Genomic DNA, 17,716 nt, shown 5'->3' with positions numbered 1-17,716 from the left:
AAGCTTAGACTTCGTCCCTTCTCGCCTCGATCTCTCTTCCTGGCATCTCTTGTTCTTCGGATATCACCGGCTCAGCTGGTTTATGGCTACCGATTTTATGCGAACCCCTTGCCCGGGTGGACTTTCTTCCAATCCACTCATGCCAAGGTGAACCGTATGTTTCACTCTCAACGAATCGGATCGGCGCTTCATCAATTCGGTCTAGAGCGGACCCGAAGAGCCTTTTCGCGAATGCCGGATCAAGCTTCGCAGCTTCCCTCCGGTAGCCCTCGTAAGCCTTCGCGACGGACGCCTTGAACGAGTAGTCCTCAGCTAAGCGGAATCGGTGGCCGATTTGTTTGGTGGCAATCCAAGCAAACCAAACCGGAGCGGCTAATGATAATGCCGCCATAACCACGTTCAACCAGAGAAGATCAGAAGAGACTCTCTCCACAACCAAGTCGTGCAATGCCAAAAATCTGTAATATCCTATGACTGCGCCGGCACCTAACGCTATGACAAGCAACACTACCCAAACCCACACCGACCTGGCTAATTCGTCTCCCCTCGACTGAAAGGCTTCCCCAAGCCCTTTTGTTGTAGCTGCGCTATAGGCGTCATGGGTGTTGTTTACAAGCTGCTTGGCTTCTGCCTCTTTTTCCTGAATAGATTTGAGCAGTTTATTCACATGCTCCAGAGACGCTGTGACTATGACACTCTCTTTTTCGGCTATCTCCCGCCTGTGAGATATGCGCGCAACAGCTTCACGCAGAGTATCCATGTCGGTCGGTAAAGCTAGGGCGGCTTCGTGAGCTTGATTGATATCGCCGACCTTCATTTTCAGGTCGCCATAATCTTCTTCAAGCTCTTTGATACTACTTTTTATAGATCGCAATCTCTTAGTAAGTTCCTTAGGAAGCTTGCCAGCGTCAGAGAGCACTTCCCAATCAGGCGTAGAGTTCACATAGTAGGAAAAATAGTCTCTGACTGCGTCTAAAACAGCTCTGTATGCCACATAGGCGGGAGCTGCAGTCTGCGAGTTCCAGAGTTGCGTGATCACCTGCGCCTGCACTTGATCAATAGCATCAACGAACACCTTAATAGGCGGCTCATCTGGCAGAAGATCTTCATCGACTGCATCAATCACATCCTTGACGCGATCCGCCATTATTCGCAGGTCATTGCGATCGACTGCCGGCGCTTTCCAGACCCCGGTAGCGCTAAGCATCGTCTGATCGTGAGATACAGTTTCCTTAACCGCATCACGCAGGCGGGCCAGAGCTCCGCTAATTTCTTCTAGCTTCTTCGCCAAATGAGAGCCCTTGATCCATGTCGCACTCCATGTCGCATGGAGCTGCCGAGGCTATCGGGAATCGTCTGGAAATCAAGGGAACTGGATGCAACACCAATGCGACATGATCATATCGCAATCAGCATCTAAGCCATTGAAAAGATTGGTGATCCCGGCGCGATTCGAACGCGCGACCCTCAGATTAGGAATCTGATGCTCTATCCTGCTGAGCTACGGGACCGCCTGGGCCGTAGTCCTAGCGGAATTGCACCGGGCCGCCAAGCGGGATGGGCAGGCACCGGTGGGTTCATGCCTCGGACGTCGCGCCCGAGGCGACGGGTCTAACCGATGAGGCAATAGAGCCCTAGCCTGCCACAGCCTGCAGAGTCGCATCAGACTATTGAGGCCACGCTGCCGCAGTCGGACTGCCGAGACGAACCCTTTGCCGTCTCACCGCACCGCTGAGTCGGCCTGCGCCAGGAGGATGGCGCGGCCGGAGCGGAGGGTCACCTCCACCGGTCCGGTCGCCTCGTTGGACTGGGTGAGGATGGAGGAAAAGGGGATCGCGGCGTCCTCCAGCGGAAAGCGCGCGCCGCGGATCGACAGGCCCGCCAGGTCGGTGAATTTCAGGATCGAGAACTGGGACCCGGCGTCCATAGGAAATCTCTGGCGGCCTGGCAGCAGCGGCCAGGCGTGTTCGCGCCCGTCGAAGAGCTCCACGCTGATGCCCGCTTCGGCATGGCGCAGGGCCAGCACCAGATGGGAGAAGGCATGGTCGCTGCGCGGCCCGCCGCTCGCGCCGACGAGGGTCAGCCGGCTGGCGCCGCGTTCGCGCGCGATGTCGATCGCAAGCTCCCCGTCCGTCTGGTCCTTGTCGCGCGGAAAGGTCTGGCGCGGGACGCCGGCGAAGCCGGCATATTCGGGATCATCACCCGCCGAGTCAAAGTCGCCGACCCAGAGTTCCGGTGTCAGACCAAGGGTCGCGGCATGGCGGATGCCGGCATCGGCGGCGATCACCCGGGCGCCGGTCAGTGTGGCGCGCAGGGCGGTCGTCGCCGTGATCGGCCCGGCCAGCAGCACGGCGAAATGGCTCATCGGCCTGTCCTCTTCATTTGCCGCCGCTCCGCCTCGAAGGCCGCCGCTGCGATACGGCCGCACCAGCCGATGGCGCGGCTGGCGATCGGCACCTTGTCAGCGCGCCGTTCGGCGCATCGCTTTTCGGGCAGCGCGACCGGTCGGCGCCCGCTGCGTCGCATGCCACCCTCGCCCGGGCAACGGCCGACTGCGCCAACCCAGTTGCGTAGCTGCCTGGGTGTCTGCCGCTCTCCACCTTGTAAGCATCGGTCCGCGATCGAGCCTGTCCGGCGCAAGCAGCGCCGAGCGGCGTCGCCAACCAGAAGACGCCGCTTGCCGCCGGGCCGGCAGTAGCATAGGTCTTCGCCTGCTCACACGGGGTGCCCATCCGGGCTGAGAGGCGGCCGACGCCAACCCGCTGAACCTGATCCGGCTCGTACCGGCGGAGGGATTGCGAGCCGTCGCCTGTCGCGACCGCGCCGCCTGACCTCCTTTACCGCGGAGGTCCATCGATGCGCATCGCTCCCCTCGTCCGCTTCGCCCTCGCGGGTGCAGCTCTCGCCCTTGCCGGCCCGGCCACAGCGGCCGAAGGCAGCAAGCCGGTCCTCACCGTCTACACCTATGAGAGCTTCGTGCCCGAATGGGGTCCCGGGCCGAAGATCGAGACGGCCTTCGAGGCCGAGTGCGGCTGCGACCTGCAGTTCGTCGGGCTGGAGGACGGTGTCGCTATTCTCAATCGCCTGAAGCTCGAAGGCGCATCGACCAAGGCCGACGTCGTGCTCGGCCTCACGACCGATCTGGTGCCCGAGGCGAAGGCCACCGGCTTCTTCGCCGACAGCGGCGTCGACCTCAAGCCTTTGACCATCCCCGGCGGCTATGCCGATCCGGTCTTCGTGCCCTACGACTACAGCTATCTCGCCTTTGTCTATGACACGGAGACCGTGAAGAACCCGCCGAGGAGCCTCGATGATCTCGTCGAGGGCGATCCGAACGAGAAGATCGCCATCGAGGATGCCCGCACCTCAACCCCCGGCCTCGGCCTGCTGCTCTGGATGAAGTCGGTCTATGGCGACGAGGCGGACGAGAAGTGGGAGCGTCTGTCGCGCCGCATCCTGACGGTGACGCCCGGCTGGAGCGAGGCCTATGGGCTCTTTACCAAGGGCGAGGTGCCGATCGTCCTCAGCTACACGACCTCGCCCGCCTACCATATGATTGAGGAAAAGACGGAGCGCTATCAGGCGGCCGCCTTCACCGAGGGACACTACCTGCAGATCGAGGTGGCAGGCCGGCTGAACAGCGCCGACCATCCGGCGCTGGCGCAGCGCTTTCTCCAGTTCATGCTGACGCCGCAGGCGCAGGACGTCATCCCGACCACGAACTGGTCGCTGCCGGCCGCCCGGACGGCGTCATCCCTGCCGGAAGCCTTCAGCAAGCTGGTGAAGGTCGAGACGCCGCTGTCGATTGATCCGGAGACCGTCGCCAGGAACCGCCGCGCCTGGACGCAGGAATGGCTCACCGCGGTCGGCAAGTGAGCCGTCGGCGCGACAGACGATGACCGAAGCGGCTGACCGCCAGATGCGGCTGGCAGCGGGCGGTTTAGCCCTGCTGCTGGTAACCGGCTTCCTCGGCGGCGCCTTTGCGACCCTCCTCGGCGTCGGCGGCGAGGCGCCACCATTGCGGGCTCTCGCCTCCGATCCGTATCTGCGCGGCGTCGTCGGCTTTACGCTGCTGCAGGCGAGCCTCTCGGCGCTCCTGTCTGTTGCCGGCGCTGTGCCGCTGGCGCTGGCGCTTCATCGCACGCGCTTCCCCGGCCGCTTCCTCGTCCTGCGGATCTTCCTGCTGCCGCAGGCTCTGCCCGTCCTCGTGGGCGCGCTCGCCATCGTCACGGTCTGGGGGCGCAACGGCATCGTCTCCGATATCCTTGCGGCGACGGGTCTGCCGCGGCTCGACCTCTATGGTTTGCCGGGCATCCTCATCGCCCATGTCTTCTTCAACCTGCCGCTGGCCGCAAGGCTGATGACGGCGCGCCTCGATGAGGTACCCGCGGAGAGCTGGAAGCTGGCGGCACAGCTTGGGCTCCCGCCCCTCTCGCTGTTTCGCATCGTTGAATGGCCGGCGCTGCGCCTCGCCATTCCGGCCGCAGTCAGCCTCGTCTTCATGCTCTGCGTCACCAGTTTCACGCTGGTGCTCGTTCTCGGCGGCGGTCCCGGCGCGACGACGCTGGAGGTGGAGATCTACCAGGCCCTCCATTTCGACTTCGATCCTCCGCGGGCGATCGCGCTGGCACTGGCACAGATCGGCCTCACCGCAGCGGTGCTCGCGATCTCGCTGATGCTCGGCGGAGCGCCGACGGGCGGTTTCACCCTCGGCGCGCAGGCGCGACGCTACGACCGCGGCACGGGCCTGTCCCGGCTTCTCGATGGCGGCGTGCTCCTCCTCGCGCTTCTCTTCATTCTCTCGCCCTTCGCGGCCATCCTGATCGATGGGCTTCGTGCCGATCTGATGCGCCTTGCCGTCGATCCCGTGCTGGGCAGAGCCGCGCTGACCAGCCTGGCCGTCGGCCTCGCCGCGGCGACGCTCTCGCTTGTCCTCGCCCTTTCCATCCTGATGGCGACGACACGGCTGCGGCGGCCATCGAGCCGGCGTCGGAGCGCGGCCAAGAGAATCAGGCGCCTCCTCGCCTCGGCGGGCGACATCGCGGCCGGGCTCGTCCTCGTGGTGCCGCCGATCGTCGTCGGCGCCGGCTGGTTCCTGGCGCTGCGCGGGGTGGCGGACGTCTTCGCCATCGCACCGCTCCTTGTGGTCGCCACCAATGCGGTGATGGCGCTGCCATTTCTTCTGCATATCGTCGGGCCGCCCTTGGCGGCTGCCGACCGCCGCAACGACCGTCTTGCCCGCAGCCTTGGCCTCACCGGCTTCGCGCGCCTGCGCCACGTGGAATGGCCGGAGATCCGCAGCCCGGTCGGTCTCGGCTTCGCCTTTGCCATGGCCCTGTCGCTCGGCGATCTCGGCGCCATCGCGCTCTTCGGCAGTCAGGACTTCATCACCCTGCCCTTCCTCCTGTATGAGCGCATGGGCAGCTATCGCACCCGCGACGCGGCTGGCCTGGCCCTCATTCTCGGGCTGATTTGCCTCGCTCTGATGGTACTTGCCGAGCGCGGCCTACGCCGGCCGGAGCCATCCCGATGAACCGTCCCTTCCTGCATCTCGACGCCGTGCGCTTCCGCTACGACGAACTCGACATGCGCTTCGACTTCGCCGTCGCCGCGGGGGAATGGCTGGCGGTGATCGGCCCGAGCGGCGCCGGCAAATCAACCCTGCTCGACATCGTCGCCGGCTTTCTCCATCCGGACAGCGGCCGCATCGTCATCGGCGGCATTGACCGGACGACAGCACCGCCTGCCGAACGCCCGGTCAGCTTCGTCTTCCAGGAGAACAACCTCTTCGCCCATCTTACCGCTGCCGAGAATGTCGCGCTCGGCCTGTCGCCATCGCTGCGCCTGTCGGCGGATCAGAAGCGGGCCGTGGATGCGGCGCTTGCAGCCGTGGGCCTGTCGGGCTTTGACAGACGGCGGCCGGCCGAGCTCTCCGGCGGCGAGCGCCAGCGCGTGGCCCTCGCCCGCGCCTTCCTGCGCGAGCGTCCGCTGCTCCTTCTCGACGAGCCTTTCGCCGCGCTGGGGCCGGCGCTCCGGCAGGAGATGCTGCAGCTGCTCAAACGATTGCGGGCCGAGCGGACGGGCGGTCCTGCGACCATCCTCATGGTCACGCACCATCCGGAGGATGCGCGCGGCTTTGCCGACCGGGTCGCCTTCGTCGAGAACGGTCAACTGATCGCGATCGGTCCGACCGATGCCGTGCTGTCGCCGGGGCGCGATCCGCATATCGACGCCTATCTCGGCCAATCTGCCGAGGGTTCGCGGCACCTCTGACGCATTTCGGGCCGAATGCCCGTTTAGTCCTCTATCGATTATGGAACTCGGCGCTATTTGCGATCAGTGTGTCGGATCGCCACTTCTGGCCTGAGGCCGTGTCGGCTAGACAGGCGTGACGGCATGACGAGGGGAATTGCAGGCGTGATCAGAGGGGCGGCAAGTGCACGGCTCGACGCCGGCGGCGGCAGCGCTTTGAAGCGGTGGCAGCGGCCTATGCTGCGCGCCGCTGCGAGCCTCCTTGCGCTCAGCGCTGCCGGCTGCACCAGCATCGAGAAGAGCCTCGACGACCTGACGCCGAATGCAGGCAGCGAGGTGCGCACCGGCTATCTGCCCGGCCCGTCGCGCCAGCCGGTGACCTTCGAGAACATCCAGGCTGCCGATCCTCAGTCCTCGATCGCCCGTTCGCAGCATCCGAAGATCCTGGCGGCCTATGGCGGCGCCTATTCGGACCCGAAGCTGGAGCAGGCGCTGGCGGGAATCGTCGGGAAGCTCGCCACCGTCAGCGACGATCCGGCCCGCGCCTACCGGATCACCATCCTGAACTCGCCGAACGTCAACGCCTTCGCGCTGCCGGGCGGGTATCTCTACATCACGCGTGGTCTTCTGGCGCTCGCCAACGACTCGGCCGAGGTCGCCGCGGTGATCGGCCACGAGATGGGCCACGTCACGGCCAATCACGGCATCGAGCGGCAGAAGCGCGAGGAAGCGGCGGAGATCGCCGGCCGCGTCGTCAGCGAAGTGCTGGCGAGCGACGCCGCCGGTCAGGCGGCGCTGGCGCGCGGTCGCCTCAGCCTCGCCAGCTTCTCGCGCCAACAGGAGCTGCAGGCCGACGTCCTCGGCATCCGCCACATCGGCCGCGCCGGCTATGACCCTTACGCCGCCGCCCGCTTCCTGGAGGCGATGGAGGACTACTCGCATATCCGCAATGCCTTCCAGGCGCAGGATGCGAGCCTCGATTTCCTCGCCTCCCACCCGGCCGCCCCGCAGCGCATCGAGCTGGCGCGCCAGCATGCGCGCAATTTCGGCGCACCCGGCGTCGGCGAAGCCGATCGCGACCGTTATCTCGCCGGCATCGACGGCATGCTGTTCGGCGACTCGGCGGTCGAGGGCTATGTCCGCGGCCGGCGCTTCTACCATCCCGGCCTTGGCATCACCTTCGAGGTGCCGGACGGGTTCGTGATCGACAACACGGCGGAGGCCGTGCTTGCGACCGGACCCGGTGACATGGCCATCCGCTTCGACGGCGTCGCCCTGCCGGCGACGACCAGCCTGATCGACTACGTCAACAGCGGCTGGATCGGCGGCCTCGACCCGACGAGCATCCGGCGCGAGAAGATCGGCAATCTCGATGCCGTGTCGGCTCGCGCGCGTGGCGGCGAATATGCCTTCGACGTGACGGTGATCAGGGTTGGCGGGCAGGTCTACCGCTTTCTGACAGCCCTGCCGTTGAGCCTCGCGACCTCCCCGGTCTCCGTCGCCAATCGCGTCGCCGGTTCGTTCCGCCGCCTCACCGAGGCGGAAACGGCGGCGTTGAAGCCGCTGCGAATCCGGATCGTCACGGCGTCGGCCGGCGACACGATCCAGACCCTGTCGAACCGTATGGTCGGCATCGATCGGAAGGCCGAGATGTTCAAGCTTCTCAACGCGCTCGGGACCGGTGCCGTGATCAAGCCGGGCGCCAAGTACAAGATCGTCGCGGAGTAACGAAGGGCTCGCGCCCTTCGAGCCTGCGCCGCTGCAACGAGCAAGGCGTCTCGTGGCGATCCGCTGCCTGACAGCGGTGCGCTCACGCCGTCTGTCGCCGGCATCGCGCCTGAAGCTCATGCTGCACAAACAAATGGCCTCCGTCGACGAAATTTCGGCGAAGGCCATGGCGATGGCGGTTAGTCAGTCGGTCGGCGCCGAGCGCCGCACGATTGTCAGCTCACATAGGCCGCCTGATCGGCATTGGTCTGGAGCAGCGCCGCGCGCAGCTTCTCGAGCGCGCGCGTCTCGATCTGGCGAACGCGCTCCTTGGAGATGCCGAGCTTGGAGCCCAGCGCCTCCAGCGTGGCGCCCTCTTCCTGAAGGCGGCGCTCGCGGATGATCTTCAGCTCGCGTTCGCTGAGGACGTCGAGCGCGCTGTTCAGCCAGGTGACGCGACGCTCGTCATCGATGGAGCTGGACACCATCTCATCCGGCAGCGGATCGGAGGCGACGAGGAAATCCTGACGGTCCGCGCTGCCGGACTCATCGTCGATCAGCGGCGCGTTCAGCGAGGAGTCCGGACCCGACAGGCGCGAATCCATCAGCGCCACATCGCCTTCGGACACCTTCAGGGCGGTCGCGATCTCGCGATACATGGCCGTGCCGGACAGGCTCTCCGACCCTTGGCTGAGGCGGGCCCGCAGCCGGCGGAGGTTGAAGAACAGCGCCTTCTGCGCCGAGGACGTGCCGCCACGCACGATCGACCAGTTGCGCAAGATGTAGTCCTGAATCGAGGCGCGGATCCACCAGGTCGCGTAGGTCGAGAAGCGCACTTCGCGCTCCGGCTCGAACCGGGCTGCAGCTTCGAGGAGGCCGACATGGCCTTCCTGGATAAGGTCGTTCATGGCGAGACCGAAGTGACGGAACTTCGAGGCCATGGAGATGACGAGGCGCATATGGGCGGAGGTGATCTTATGAAGCGCCGCCTGGTCCTGGTTCTCCTTCCAGCGAACGGCGAGTTCGTACTCCTCCTCGCGCTGGAGATAGGGAGCCGCCATGGCGGCTCGGATCATGACACGGCCTGCGGACTGAGACTTCATAGTCAAACCCTCCGATGAACGTTCTGGCGTTGCTGCCGAGAGGCGTCGAGGAGGGCATGACACTCCTGCGCCGGGTCATGTTGCAACGCGGCGTCCGCGGAAACGTTCCCGCAGGGTCAAACTTTTTGCAGCGAAATAGGAGGAAAAAGAAGCGCGGCAAGGCTTGGATCAGAATCGCACAAGCGGCGCAGCTGGAACGCTATCAGCCGTTGTCCGACATGAAAAGGCCGACGCACGAGATCGTGCGCCGGCCATGTTCTTTTCAGGGAGAGCAGTTCCAATCGACCGCCCGCCAGCAGAATGATGGCCTCAGGCGGCCTCTTCCTGATCGGCTTCTTCGCCGACATCGTTCTCGGCAGCCTTCGGACCGCGCTTCGGACCCTTGTTGAGGTTCAGCTCGATCAGCCGTACGGCCTCGGTTTCCGACACCTCATTCACGGCCGCGAGCTCGCGCGCCATGCGGCTGAGCGCAGCCTCATACAGCTGCCGCTCGGAATAGGACTGCTCCGGCTGGCTGTCGGCGCGATAGAGGTCGCGCACCACCTCGGCGATCTGGATCAGGTCGCCAGAATTGATCTTCGCGTCATACTCCTGCGCACGGCGGCTCCACATCGTCTTCTTGATGCGGGCACGGCCCTGCACGACCTTCAGCGAACGCTCGACGAAGTCGGTCTCGGACAGCTTGCGCATGCCGACCGCGTCGGCCTTCGCCACCGGCACCTTCAGCCGCATCTTGTCCTTCTCGAAATCGATGACGAAGAGTTCGAGCTTCATGCCCGCCACTTCCTGCTCTTCGATCGCGACGATCTGGCCGACACCGTGAGCCGGATAAACGATGCTTTCGCCGGTCTTGAAACCCTGACGCTGGGAGGTCTTCTTCTGACTGCTCATACGCTGTTCCAAACTCCCTGTTGTGCCGGGCCATGACAGCCGCTAGACACGGGTGGCGACGCGGGCGACGCCGATGACTACGCAGTCCGCAGGACGGACTGACAATCGGGAAGTCCGAACGACGCTGCTGCCACAGGTGATGGTCACCGGAGCCGGGATGGCTCCGACGTAAGACCGAAGACCTGTTGGAAGAGCATCCTTTCGGGGTGCCTGGAGCGCTATGCCGAGTGGCAAAAATGCCGCAGCGCCCGACTGTCTTCTGCACAATACAGCAATCGGACGCAAAATTCAAGAATTTAGGATGGTTTACTTCCGGTTTCCGCGCTAGCGCGCCGCACCCTCGAACCGGATGATGCGGCGTCTCCTGAAAGACGCCGCATGTCAGTGTCAGTCGCCTTCGCCAGCCTCGGCGGAGAAGTACTTCTCGAACTTGCCGGTCTCGCCGTCACGCTCCTTGGCATCGGCCGGAGCCTCGCGCTTCACCGTGATGTTCGGCCACTTGTCGGCATATTCGGCATTCAGCTGAAGCCACTTGTCGAGGTTCGGCTCGGTGTCCGGCTTGATCGCCTCGGCAGGACACTCCGGCTCGCAGACGCCGCAGTCGATGCACTCGTCCGGATGAATGACGAGCATGTTCTCGCCCTCGTAGAAGCAGTCCACCGGACAGACCTCGACGCAGTCCATGTACTTGCAACGGATGCAGTTGTCGGTGACGACATAAGTCATTGCCAGACCTTCGGCGTTCGACGCCGCGCAACCAAGCGCATGCGGGCGTCTCGGAAAGGAGGTTGCGGCTTGTCGGAGACAGTCAGAGGCCGGGCCGCACAGGGGCCGGAGGTAGACCGCCGCGCGGGGGCTGGCAAGAGCAAAGCATCTTGCAATCGATGCGCCCCACGCAAAGCTATTCCTGCATAACCGCGCTCGCTGGGGCCCTCGCCGGCCCGTCAGTCCATGAGGTCGTCGCGAAGCCGCGACAGCGCCCGGCGCTCCTGCTTCGTCGGCGGGCGAGCGCTTGGCTCGTAGCCCGGAACGGGCGTTCCCTCGTCCGTCTTCGTTGCGCCTGGCGGACGGGGCGGTGACAGGTCCTCGTAAAGCGTCGCCGCCTCGACCGCCGGCCCTCGCCTCGCGCCGCCGTCAACGACTTTCAGCACACGCACCGTGCCATGCAGTGACAGCGTCAGGACATCGCCCGGCCGCACCTGCCGCGCCGGATTGTCGATCTTGTCGCGGTTGATCCGCACGGCTCCGGATTGGACCAGCTTCTGGGCCAGGCTGCGCGATTTAATCGCTCTCGTGAAGAACAGCCATTTGTCGACGCGCTGCCCGCCCTCCGCCATCAGCTCGACCGTGCCTGGGGCAGGCGCCGAAGCGATGAAGACGTCAAACTGCTGGGCTCCTGCGGCTCCAGGATGCTGAGGGCCTCGGCGCTCGACGGCCGGGCGCTGACGCGGCTCGATCCGACGACCGGCCGCAACCTTGCGGCAGCGCCATGCGGATCAAGCCCGCCCCCGATCACTTGCCGAGCTTGTCCTTGAGAGCGGCGAGCTTGGCGAAGGGCGAGTCCGGATCGATCGCGCGCGGCTTTTCGAAACGACGCTGGCCAGCCTCGGCGGCCTTCGACCAGTCGGTGCGCTTGCCCTTGTCGCCGTCGGGACGATTGCCCTTCGGTCCGCCCTTGTCGAAGCGGCGATTGTTGCGCTCGGCCCCGCGGCCGCCTTCGCGATTGTCCGGACGCGCGTCCGCCCGTCCGCCTTCGCCGCCTGCGCCGCCGGCACCGGCCTGACGCTCGGCCGCATCATTGCGTCCGCCGCCCTGCCACGGGCGCTTGCCGCCGCCTTCACCCCGGCCGGGGCCGCCGCGACCGCGCCGCTCGCCCTCACGGGCTTCGCCGGCCTGAGCGCCGGGTGCGCCAGGCGCGCCGGACGCATCGCTGCGTCCACGGCCGCGACCGGCATTGCGGTTGCCGAAGCGCTCGCCGCGATTGCCGCGACCTTCGAAACGCTGCGGGCGCCAGAGCTGCACCAGCTTCGGCTCTGCCGAGGCCGTGGCATCGGCCTGCACTCCTGCCGTCACGGTCTCCGCCGGCGCGTCCGCAGCCGCGGAAGACGCCTCGACCGAAGCGGCCGCGTCGGAGGACGTCGCTGCCGAAATGTCGGCGCCGCCATCGGAAGCCTCTGCGTCCGAAGCTTCACCCGGCACGTCCGAGCCGGATGCCGGCTCGTTCGCCGGGACGCTCTCGGCCACCACCTCGGTAGCAGCCGCATCGGCTTCGGGAGCCTGCGCCTCATCTGCAGCGGCAATCGGCTCTGACGCCTCTGCCGGCTCGACGGACTGCTCCAGCGAAGCCGCCGCGTCATCGAAGCCTGCGGTCTGTTCATCGCCGGGAGCGACAGCAGCATCCTCACCGGATGTCGTGGCGGCATCCTCACCGGATGCAGCCGCCGCCGCGTCACTGCCGCTCTCGCTCGCCGAAGTCGCAGCAGCGGCAGCCTCCGCAGCCTTGGCCGCCTCGGCAGTGCGGGCAGCCTCGTCCTGGCTGGCGATCTTCGCCTCGAAGGCCGTGGCCTCGATCGGCTGGGCACGGTAGCCGAGACCCTTCAGGATCTCGTCCATGTCGTCGGCGGTGGCGCCGAGGATCGACATCATGGCTGGCGTGACGACGAACTGCGACCCGTCGAATGCGCCCTCCGGCCGCTTGCCGCTGCCGGGCTTCCAGGCGAGGGCCGGACGGATCAGGTCCGCCAGCCGCTCCAGGATGTCGACGCGCACGGCGCGCCGGCCGAGCAGACGGTACCCCGCCAGCTGGTAGAAGATCGGATCATAGCTCGTATCGGCGACGGCCGAGGTGCGACCGGTCGCCAGGAGCTGCGTGACGTCGCCGAAGCCGGGCCGGTAGCGGCCGTCATGCTGAATGCCCCAGAGGACGGTCAGGAGATTGGCGGGCGCCGGCTTCACCAGCGCGGGAACGAAGATGTGGTAGGCGCCAAAGCGCACGCCGCAGCGGCGCAGCGCCGCGCGCGCTTCCTGATCCAGCGAGCGGACCTCCTCGGCGATCTCGCGCCGGTGGATCAGTCCGTAGTTCTCATAGAGACGGTAGGCGATACCGCGCGCCGCGCCTTCCAGCGTCTCGGCGGCCTTGAGGTCGGCCAGCGGCTTCAAGATGGTGGAGACCTGGTAGGTCACGAAGCGGTCGGCCCGCGCGGCGACCTTGTCGCGCGCCGGACCGGTGAGTTGCTCGTCGGCGAAGAGGACGACACGCGGCTTCAGCGCATCCTCGGTCCCCGCGAGCGCGGCGACCGGTGCGCCGAGCCAGCGCAGGAGGCCATCGGAGCCGAGCGCGAGGTCGCCGTTCGGCGCATTGGCGAAGCGTTCGGCGCGCTTCTCGAACTCGCCGGCGAGCGCCTTCTGCGCAGCCGCGCGAACCGCCTTGGCGTCCGGACCCTCGGCTTTGGTGTCGGGCGTGAACCGGAAGCCCTGCAGCTCGCCCACATGGTGCCCTTCAACGAGAACCGTGCCGTCGCCGCCGATCTCAGCTTCCATATATGCGTTCTCTCTCAGCCGCTTCATCAGGACGCTTGTCCTGCGATCTACGAAGCGTTTCGTCAACCGTTCGTGAAGAGCGTCTGAAAGGCGGTCTTCGATGTCGCGTGTCTTTTCCTGCCAGTGTGTCGGATCGGCAAGCCATCCCGGCGCGTGCGAAATGTAGGTCCAGGTACGGATTTCGGCGATTCGCTGCGACAGCGTGTCGATGTCGCCTTCCATCCGGTCGGCGCGCTTGACCTGCGCGGCCATGTAATCTTCGGCCACGTGGCCGCGGTCGACAAGGTCGTGATAGATGGTCGCGATGATTTCCGCGTGCTGCGCCGGTGCGATGCGGCGGTAATCCGGGAGCTTGCAGGCCTCCCACAGGAGCTCCACACGCTTTGGCGAAGTCGCCCGTGCGGTGACATCCGGGTCGCGCGACAGAAACTCCAGGGCCCGTTGGTCGACGGCCGGCAGGCAGCGCGCCAGCTCGTCGGCCGGCGGCAGGCGCTCCAGACTCTGCTTCAGCGCGGCGACGGAGGCGAAGTCGAAGTCGCGGCTGCGCCACTGCAGCACCCGCACCGGTGCGAAGGAATGCGCCTCCAGCGCCTCGACCAGCTCCTGCGGCAGCGGGTCGACCTTTCCGGTGACGCCGAAGCTGCCGTCGCGCAGATGCCGTCCGGCGCGACCGGCGATCTGGCCATATTCGGCCGGCGTCAGCTGGCGGTACTGGAACCCGTCGAACTTCCAGTCCTGCGCGAAGGCGACATGGTCGACATCGAGATTGAGGCCCATGCCGATCGCATCGGTTGCGACCAGAAAGTCGACCTCGCCCGACTGATAGAGCTCGACCTGCGCGTTGCGCGTGCGCGGACTCAGCGCACCGAGCACCACCGCCGCCCCGCCCCGCTGGCGCCGGATCACCTCGGCGATGGCATAGACCTCGTCGGCCGAGAAGGCGACGATCGCCGAGCGGCGCGGCAATCGGGTGATCTTGTTCGACCCGGCATAGATGAGGTTCGACAGGCGGGGCCGCGTGACCACAGTCACGCCCTTCAGCAGCCGCTCGATGACACCGCGCATCGTGCCGGCGCCGAGCAGGAGCGTCTCGTCACGTCCGCGCGTATGGAGGATGCGGTCGGTGAAGACGTGGCCCCGCTCGAGATCGGCGGCGAGTTGCACCTCGTCGATCGCCACGAAGGCGACGTTCGGGTCGCGGGGCATCGCTTCCACGGTACAGACGGAGTAGCGCGCGTTCGGCGGCTTGATCTTCTCCTCGCCGGTGATCAGCGCGACGGCGCCGGGTCCGACCCGGTCGCAGACCTTCTGATAGACCTCGCGCGCCAGGAGACGCAGCGGCAGCCCGATGACGCCGGACGAGTGGGCGATCATCCGCTCGATGGCGAAGAAGGTCTTGCCGGTGTTGGTGGGACCCAGCACCGCTGTGACGCCACGGCCATCTGGGAGCCGGGCAGCCTGCGCGGCAGGCAAAAGGTCGTGGCGCACGTCCATCATCTCTCGACATAGATGGGACAAAGCGGCGACAACACCAGCCGCTTCGTTCATGCACAGCTTTCGCTGTCGTTGCGAGCGTCAATGCGTCGCAGAACGGCAAAGGCCCGCCGCAGGGCGACGGGCCTTCCGATCGGTCTGGAATGCGAGCGTCAGCGAACGGCGAGAACGCGGCCCGTGTAGCGGTCGATATCGACACGGATGTCGCGACCACGGCGGTCGGCGCCAAGCACGCGGTACGTGTTGCGCGTGCGAACGACATCGTCGACCTCGCGCACACCTTCGCCGCGAGCGATGCGCACGGCATCGCGCTCCCGCAGCTCGCGCAGCGCACGGCGATCACGGCGATCCTCGCGCCGTTCTTCGCGACGCTCCTCACGGGCGCGCTCGCGCGGATCCACCAGCCGGACGCCGTCGCGGCCGATCTCGAGCGACTGCGCCATGGACGGCGCGGCGGAGGCGAGCGTCGCGACTGTCAGGATGGCGATCGTCAGGGACTTGCGGATCATGGGGTTATTCCTTTCTGCGGTTTCCGATTCTCGGGCGCATCTTGGACGCCAGAACCGGTTCGGTGCCGAAAGGTTCCCTCCGCTCAAACCGCATCGTCGTTGATGATCGGCAGAGCAGTTAACGGCTGAGGAGGATCGATGCGTCTGGGACGATCGGTGCCTCAGAGCATGTACTGGCCGCCATTGGCGGTAAGGGTTGCGCCGGTGATGAAGGACGCGTCGTCCGCCACGAGGAAGAGTACGCAGCGCGCGATCTCCTCCGGCTCGCCCAGCCGGCCGGCCGGAATCTGCGGCAGGATGCGATCCTTCAGCACCTGCGGGTCGATGGCTCTCACCATCTCGGTTGCGACATAGCCGGGGCAGATGGCGTTCACCGTGATGCCGCTGCGCGCGCCTTCCAGCGCCAGAGCCCGGGTGAAGCCGAGGTCGCCGGCCTTAGAGGCGGAGTAGTTCACCTGGCCCGCCTGGCCCTTCTGGCCGTTGATCGAGGAGATGTTGACGATGCGGCCAAAGCGGCGCTCGCGCATGCCGGGCCAGAGCGGGTGCGTCATGTTGAAGAGGCCGTTGAGATTGGTGCCGATGACGGCGCTCCAATCGTCCGGCGTCATCTTGTGGAACATCGCGTCCCGGGTGATGCCGGCATTGTTGACGAGAATGTCGACCGGGCCAAGATCGGCGGCCACGCGCTCTATTCCGTCCCGGCATGCCTCGTAGCTCGACACGTCCCAGCGATAGATGGCGATACCGGTCTCGTCTCGAAAGGCTTCGGCCGCTGCCGCGTTGCCGGCGAAGTTCGCGGCGACGGTGTAGCCGGCCGCCTGGAGCGCTTTCGATACGGCGCCGCCGATGCCCCGGGTTCCGCCGGTCACGATCGCAACCCTGCCCATGGATGCTCCTCCCGACTCTGATACGGCGGGCGGCTTGTTCGCCGCCTCTTGCCGGTCTGCGCTACAGGCGTTCGAGGCACATGGCGATGCCCATGCCACCACCGATGCAGAGCGTCGCCAGACCCTTGCGGGCACTGCGCCGCTGCATTTCAAAGATCAGCGTGTTCAGGATGCGGGCACCGGATGCACCGACGGGATGCCCGATGGCGATGGCGCCGCCATTGACGTTGACGATGGACGGGTCCCAGCCGAGATCCTTGTTCACCGCGCAGGCCTGGGCGGCAAAGGCTTCGTTCGCTTCGACGAGATCGAGATCACCAATGCTCCAGCCCGCCTTTTCCAGCGCGCGGCGGGAGGCGGGAATCGGGCCGGTGCCCATCACCGCCGGATCGACGCCGGCGGTGGCCCAGGACACAATGCGCACCAGGGGCGTCACGCCGCGGCGGTTGGCCTCCTCCTCGCTCATCAGCACCGCAGCCGCCGCGCCGTCATTGATGCCGGAGGCGTTCGCCGCCGTGACCGTGCCTTCCTTATCGAAAGCGGGCCGCAGCTTCTGGACCTTTTCCAGCGTGGTGCCGGGCTTGATGTACTCGTCGGCCTCGACAACCGTGTCGCCCTTGCGGCCCTTGACGGTGAAGGCGACGATCTCGTCCTTGAACCGCCCATCCTTCTGGGCCGCCTCGGCCTTGGTCTGCGAGGCCACCGCGAATTCGTCCTGCTGGTCGCGGGTGATCTGCCACTGGCGCGACACGTTCTCAGCCGTAATGCCCATGTGATAGCCGTTGAAGGCGTCGATCAGACCGTCCTTCAGCATGGTGTCGACCATCTTCAGGTCGCCCATCTTCTGCCCCTGGCGCAGATGCGCCGCATGCGGGGCCATCGACATGGACTCCTGGCCGCCCGCGACGATCACGCGGGCATCGCCCGTGGCGATCTGCTGCATGCCGAGCGCGACGGCGCGCAGGCCCGAGCCGCAGAGCTGGTTCAGCCCCCAGGCGGTCGTCTCCTTCGGACAACCGGCCAGCATCGCCGCCTGACGGGCCGGGTTCTGCCCCTCGCCCGCCGTCAGGATCTGGCCCATGATGACCTCGTCCACCTCGGCGGCCTCAACGCCGGCGCGCGCGAGCGATTCCTTGATCACGGCAGCACCGAGCTGGTGGGCGGGAACGTCGGCAAAGGCCCCGTTGAACGAGCCGACCGGCGTGCGTGCAGCGCCTGCGATGACGATGGATGGGGTCATGCCGCGTTCTCCTCCGAGGCGGCGGCGCCGTTCATGCGGCACCGGCGGACCTGTCTTACCCATGTTGTTGCAGAGGCCTTTGATCGCGTCAAA

General features: G+C 66.1%; 14 protein-coding genes, 1 tRNA gene and 1 riboswitch. Of the genes, 4 read left to right on the top strand and 11 right to left on the bottom strand.

All coding sequences use genetic code 11. The features are described 5' to 3' along the window. Positions 1–4: 4 nt before the first annotated feature. The 3 genes from C0R46_RS20800 to C0R46_RS13760 form a co-directional block, all read right to left on the bottom strand. Positions 5–1,291: a hypothetical protein gene (locus C0R46_RS20800; RefSeq protein ID WP_157944646.1), complete on the bottom strand. Its 1,287-nt coding sequence runs from the start codon at positions 1,289–1,291 to the stop codon at positions 5–7. Between the two features lie 143 nt (positions 1,292–1,434). Further along, positions 1,435–1,511 (bottom strand) — tRNA-Arg (locus C0R46_RS13765). 209 nt (positions 1,512–1,720) lie between these two features. Beyond that, positions 1,721–2,365 (bottom strand): thiamine diphosphokinase, encoded by a 645-nt coding sequence (locus C0R46_RS13760; protein ID WP_102960207.1) that lies wholly within the window; start codon positions 2,363–2,365, stop codon positions 1,721–1,723. A 345-nt stretch (positions 2,366–2,710) separates the two neighbouring features. Then, a riboswitch (TPP riboswitch) is annotated at positions 2,711–2,813 on the top strand. Positions 2,814–2,856: 43 nt separating this feature from the next. Between C0R46_RS13760 and thiB the strand changes: the two genes are divergently transcribed. The 4 genes from thiB (at position 2,857) to C0R46_RS13740 (ending at position 7,980) form a co-directional block, all read left to right on the top strand. Beyond that, positions 2,857–3,876, top strand: a complete 1,020-nt coding sequence (gene thiB, locus C0R46_RS13755) for a thiamine ABC transporter substrate binding subunit (RefSeq protein ID WP_102960206.1) — start codon at positions 2,857–2,859, stop codon at positions 3,874–3,876. A gap of 19 nt (positions 3,877–3,895) precedes the next feature. Further along, entirely contained in the window at positions 3,896–5,533 is a 1,638-nt protein-coding gene (gene thiP, locus C0R46_RS13750; protein WP_102960205.1) for a thiamine/thiamine pyrophosphate ABC transporter permease, read from the top strand. Continuing rightward, on the top strand, positions 5,530–6,273 hold the full coding sequence (gene thiQ, locus C0R46_RS13745) for a thiamine ABC transporter ATP-binding protein (RefSeq protein ID WP_102960204.1): 744 nt from the start codon (positions 5,530–5,532) through the stop codon (positions 6,271–6,273). Before thiP ends, thiQ begins: the two co-directional genes overlap by 4 nt. Positions 6,274–6,489: 216 nt before the next feature. After that, positions 6,490–7,980, top strand: coding sequence for a M48 family metalloprotease (locus tag C0R46_RS13740; RefSeq protein ID WP_102960203.1), 1,491 nt, complete (start codon positions 6,490–6,492; stop codon positions 7,978–7,980). Positions 7,981–8,195: 215 nt separating this feature from the next. Here the strand turns inward: C0R46_RS13740 and C0R46_RS13735 are convergent, their stop codons facing one another. From C0R46_RS13735 to C0R46_RS13700, 8 genes are all read right to left on the bottom strand, one after another. After that, positions 8,196–9,062, bottom strand: coding sequence for an RNA polymerase factor sigma-32 (locus tag C0R46_RS13735; protein ID WP_102960202.1), 867 nt, complete (start codon positions 9,060–9,062; stop codon positions 8,196–8,198). A gap of 309 nt (positions 9,063–9,371) precedes the next feature. Beyond that, a complete protein-coding gene (locus tag C0R46_RS13730; protein ID WP_102960201.1) occupies positions 9,372–9,953 on the bottom strand; it encodes a CarD family transcriptional regulator in 582 nt (193 codons plus the stop codon). A 387-nt stretch (positions 9,954–10,340) separates the two neighbouring features. Continuing rightward, positions 10,341–10,679, bottom strand: coding sequence for a ferredoxin FdxA (fdxA, locus tag C0R46_RS13725; protein ID WP_102960200.1), 339 nt, complete (start codon positions 10,677–10,679; stop codon positions 10,341–10,343). Between the two features lie 218 nt (positions 10,680–10,897). Beyond that, on the bottom strand, positions 10,898–11,293 hold the full coding sequence (locus C0R46_RS13720; protein WP_102960199.1) for an RNA-binding S4 domain-containing protein: 396 nt from the start codon (positions 11,291–11,293) through the stop codon (positions 10,898–10,900). Positions 11,294–11,465: 172 nt separating this feature from the next. Then, entirely contained in the window at positions 11,466–14,987 is a 3,522-nt protein-coding gene (locus C0R46_RS13715) for a helicase-related protein (RefSeq protein ID WP_425349888.1), read from the bottom strand. Between the two features lie 152 nt (positions 14,988–15,139). After that, on the bottom strand, positions 15,140–15,496 hold the full coding sequence (locus tag C0R46_RS13710) for a PepSY domain-containing protein (protein ID WP_245413579.1): 357 nt from the start codon (positions 15,494–15,496) through the stop codon (positions 15,140–15,142). Positions 15,497–15,657: 161 nt separating this feature from the next. Continuing rightward, positions 15,658–16,383, bottom strand: a complete 726-nt coding sequence (phbB, locus tag C0R46_RS13705) for an acetoacetyl-CoA reductase (protein ID WP_102960197.1) — start codon at positions 16,381–16,383, stop codon at positions 15,658–15,660. A gap of 61 nt (positions 16,384–16,444) precedes the next feature. Next, positions 16,445–17,623, bottom strand: coding sequence for an acetyl-CoA C-acetyltransferase (locus C0R46_RS13700; RefSeq protein WP_102960196.1), 1,179 nt, complete (start codon positions 17,621–17,623; stop codon positions 16,445–16,447). Between the last annotated feature and the right edge of the window lie 93 nt (positions 17,624–17,716).

Source organism: Mangrovicella endophytica (genome assembly GCF_002893625.1).
GTDB classification, from domain to species: Bacteria; Pseudomonadota; Alphaproteobacteria; order Rhizobiales; family Rhizobiaceae; genus Mangrovicella; species Mangrovicella endophytica.
The sequence above is the reverse complement of the archived record's forward strand: the minus strand, read 5'-3'. Positions and strand labels throughout refer to the sequence as shown.

Excerpts from the sequence above, each read along its gene's own strand:
- C0R46_RS13730 (WP_102960201.1), bottom strand. The coding sequence starts at position 9,953 with ATGAGCAGTCAGAAGAAGACCTCCCAGCGTCAGGGTTTCAAGACCGGC.
- fdxA (WP_102960200.1), bottom strand. The coding sequence starts at position 10,679 with ATGACTTATGTCGTCACCGACAACTGCATCCGTTGCAAGTACATGGAC.
- thiQ (WP_102960204.1), top strand. The coding sequence starts at position 5,530 with ATGAACCGTCCCTTCCTGCATCTCGACGCCGTGCGCTTCCGCTACGAC.
- C0R46_RS13735 (WP_102960202.1), bottom strand. The coding sequence starts at position 9,062 with ATGAAGTCTCAGTCCGCAGGCCGTGTCATGATCCGAGCCGCCATGGCG.
- C0R46_RS13715 (WP_425349888.1), bottom strand. The coding sequence starts at position 14,987 with ATGGACGTGCGCCACGACCTTTTGCCTGCCGCGCAGGCTGCCCGGCTC.
- C0R46_RS13760 (WP_102960207.1), bottom strand. The coding sequence starts at position 2,365 with ATGAGCCATTTCGCCGTGCTGCTGGCCGGGCCGATCACGGCGACGACC.
- thiB (WP_102960206.1), top strand. The coding sequence starts at position 2,857 with ATGCGCATCGCTCCCCTCGTCCGCTTCGCCCTCGCGGGTGCAGCTCTC.
- C0R46_RS13740 (WP_102960203.1), top strand. The coding sequence starts at position 6,490 with ATGCTGCGCGCCGCTGCGAGCCTCCTTGCGCTCAGCGCTGCCGGCTGC.
- thiP (WP_102960205.1), top strand. The coding sequence starts at position 3,896 with ATGACCGAAGCGGCTGACCGCCAGATGCGGCTGGCAGCGGGCGGTTTA.
- C0R46_RS13710 (WP_245413579.1), bottom strand. The coding sequence starts at position 15,496 with ATGATCCGCAAGTCCCTGACGATCGCCATCCTGACAGTCGCGACGCTC.
- phbB (WP_102960197.1), bottom strand. The coding sequence starts at position 16,383 with ATGGGCAGGGTTGCGATCGTGACCGGCGGAACCCGGGGCATCGGCGGC.
- C0R46_RS13700 (WP_102960196.1), bottom strand. The coding sequence starts at position 17,623 with ATGACCCCATCCATCGTCATCGCAGGCGCTGCACGCACGCCGGTCGGC.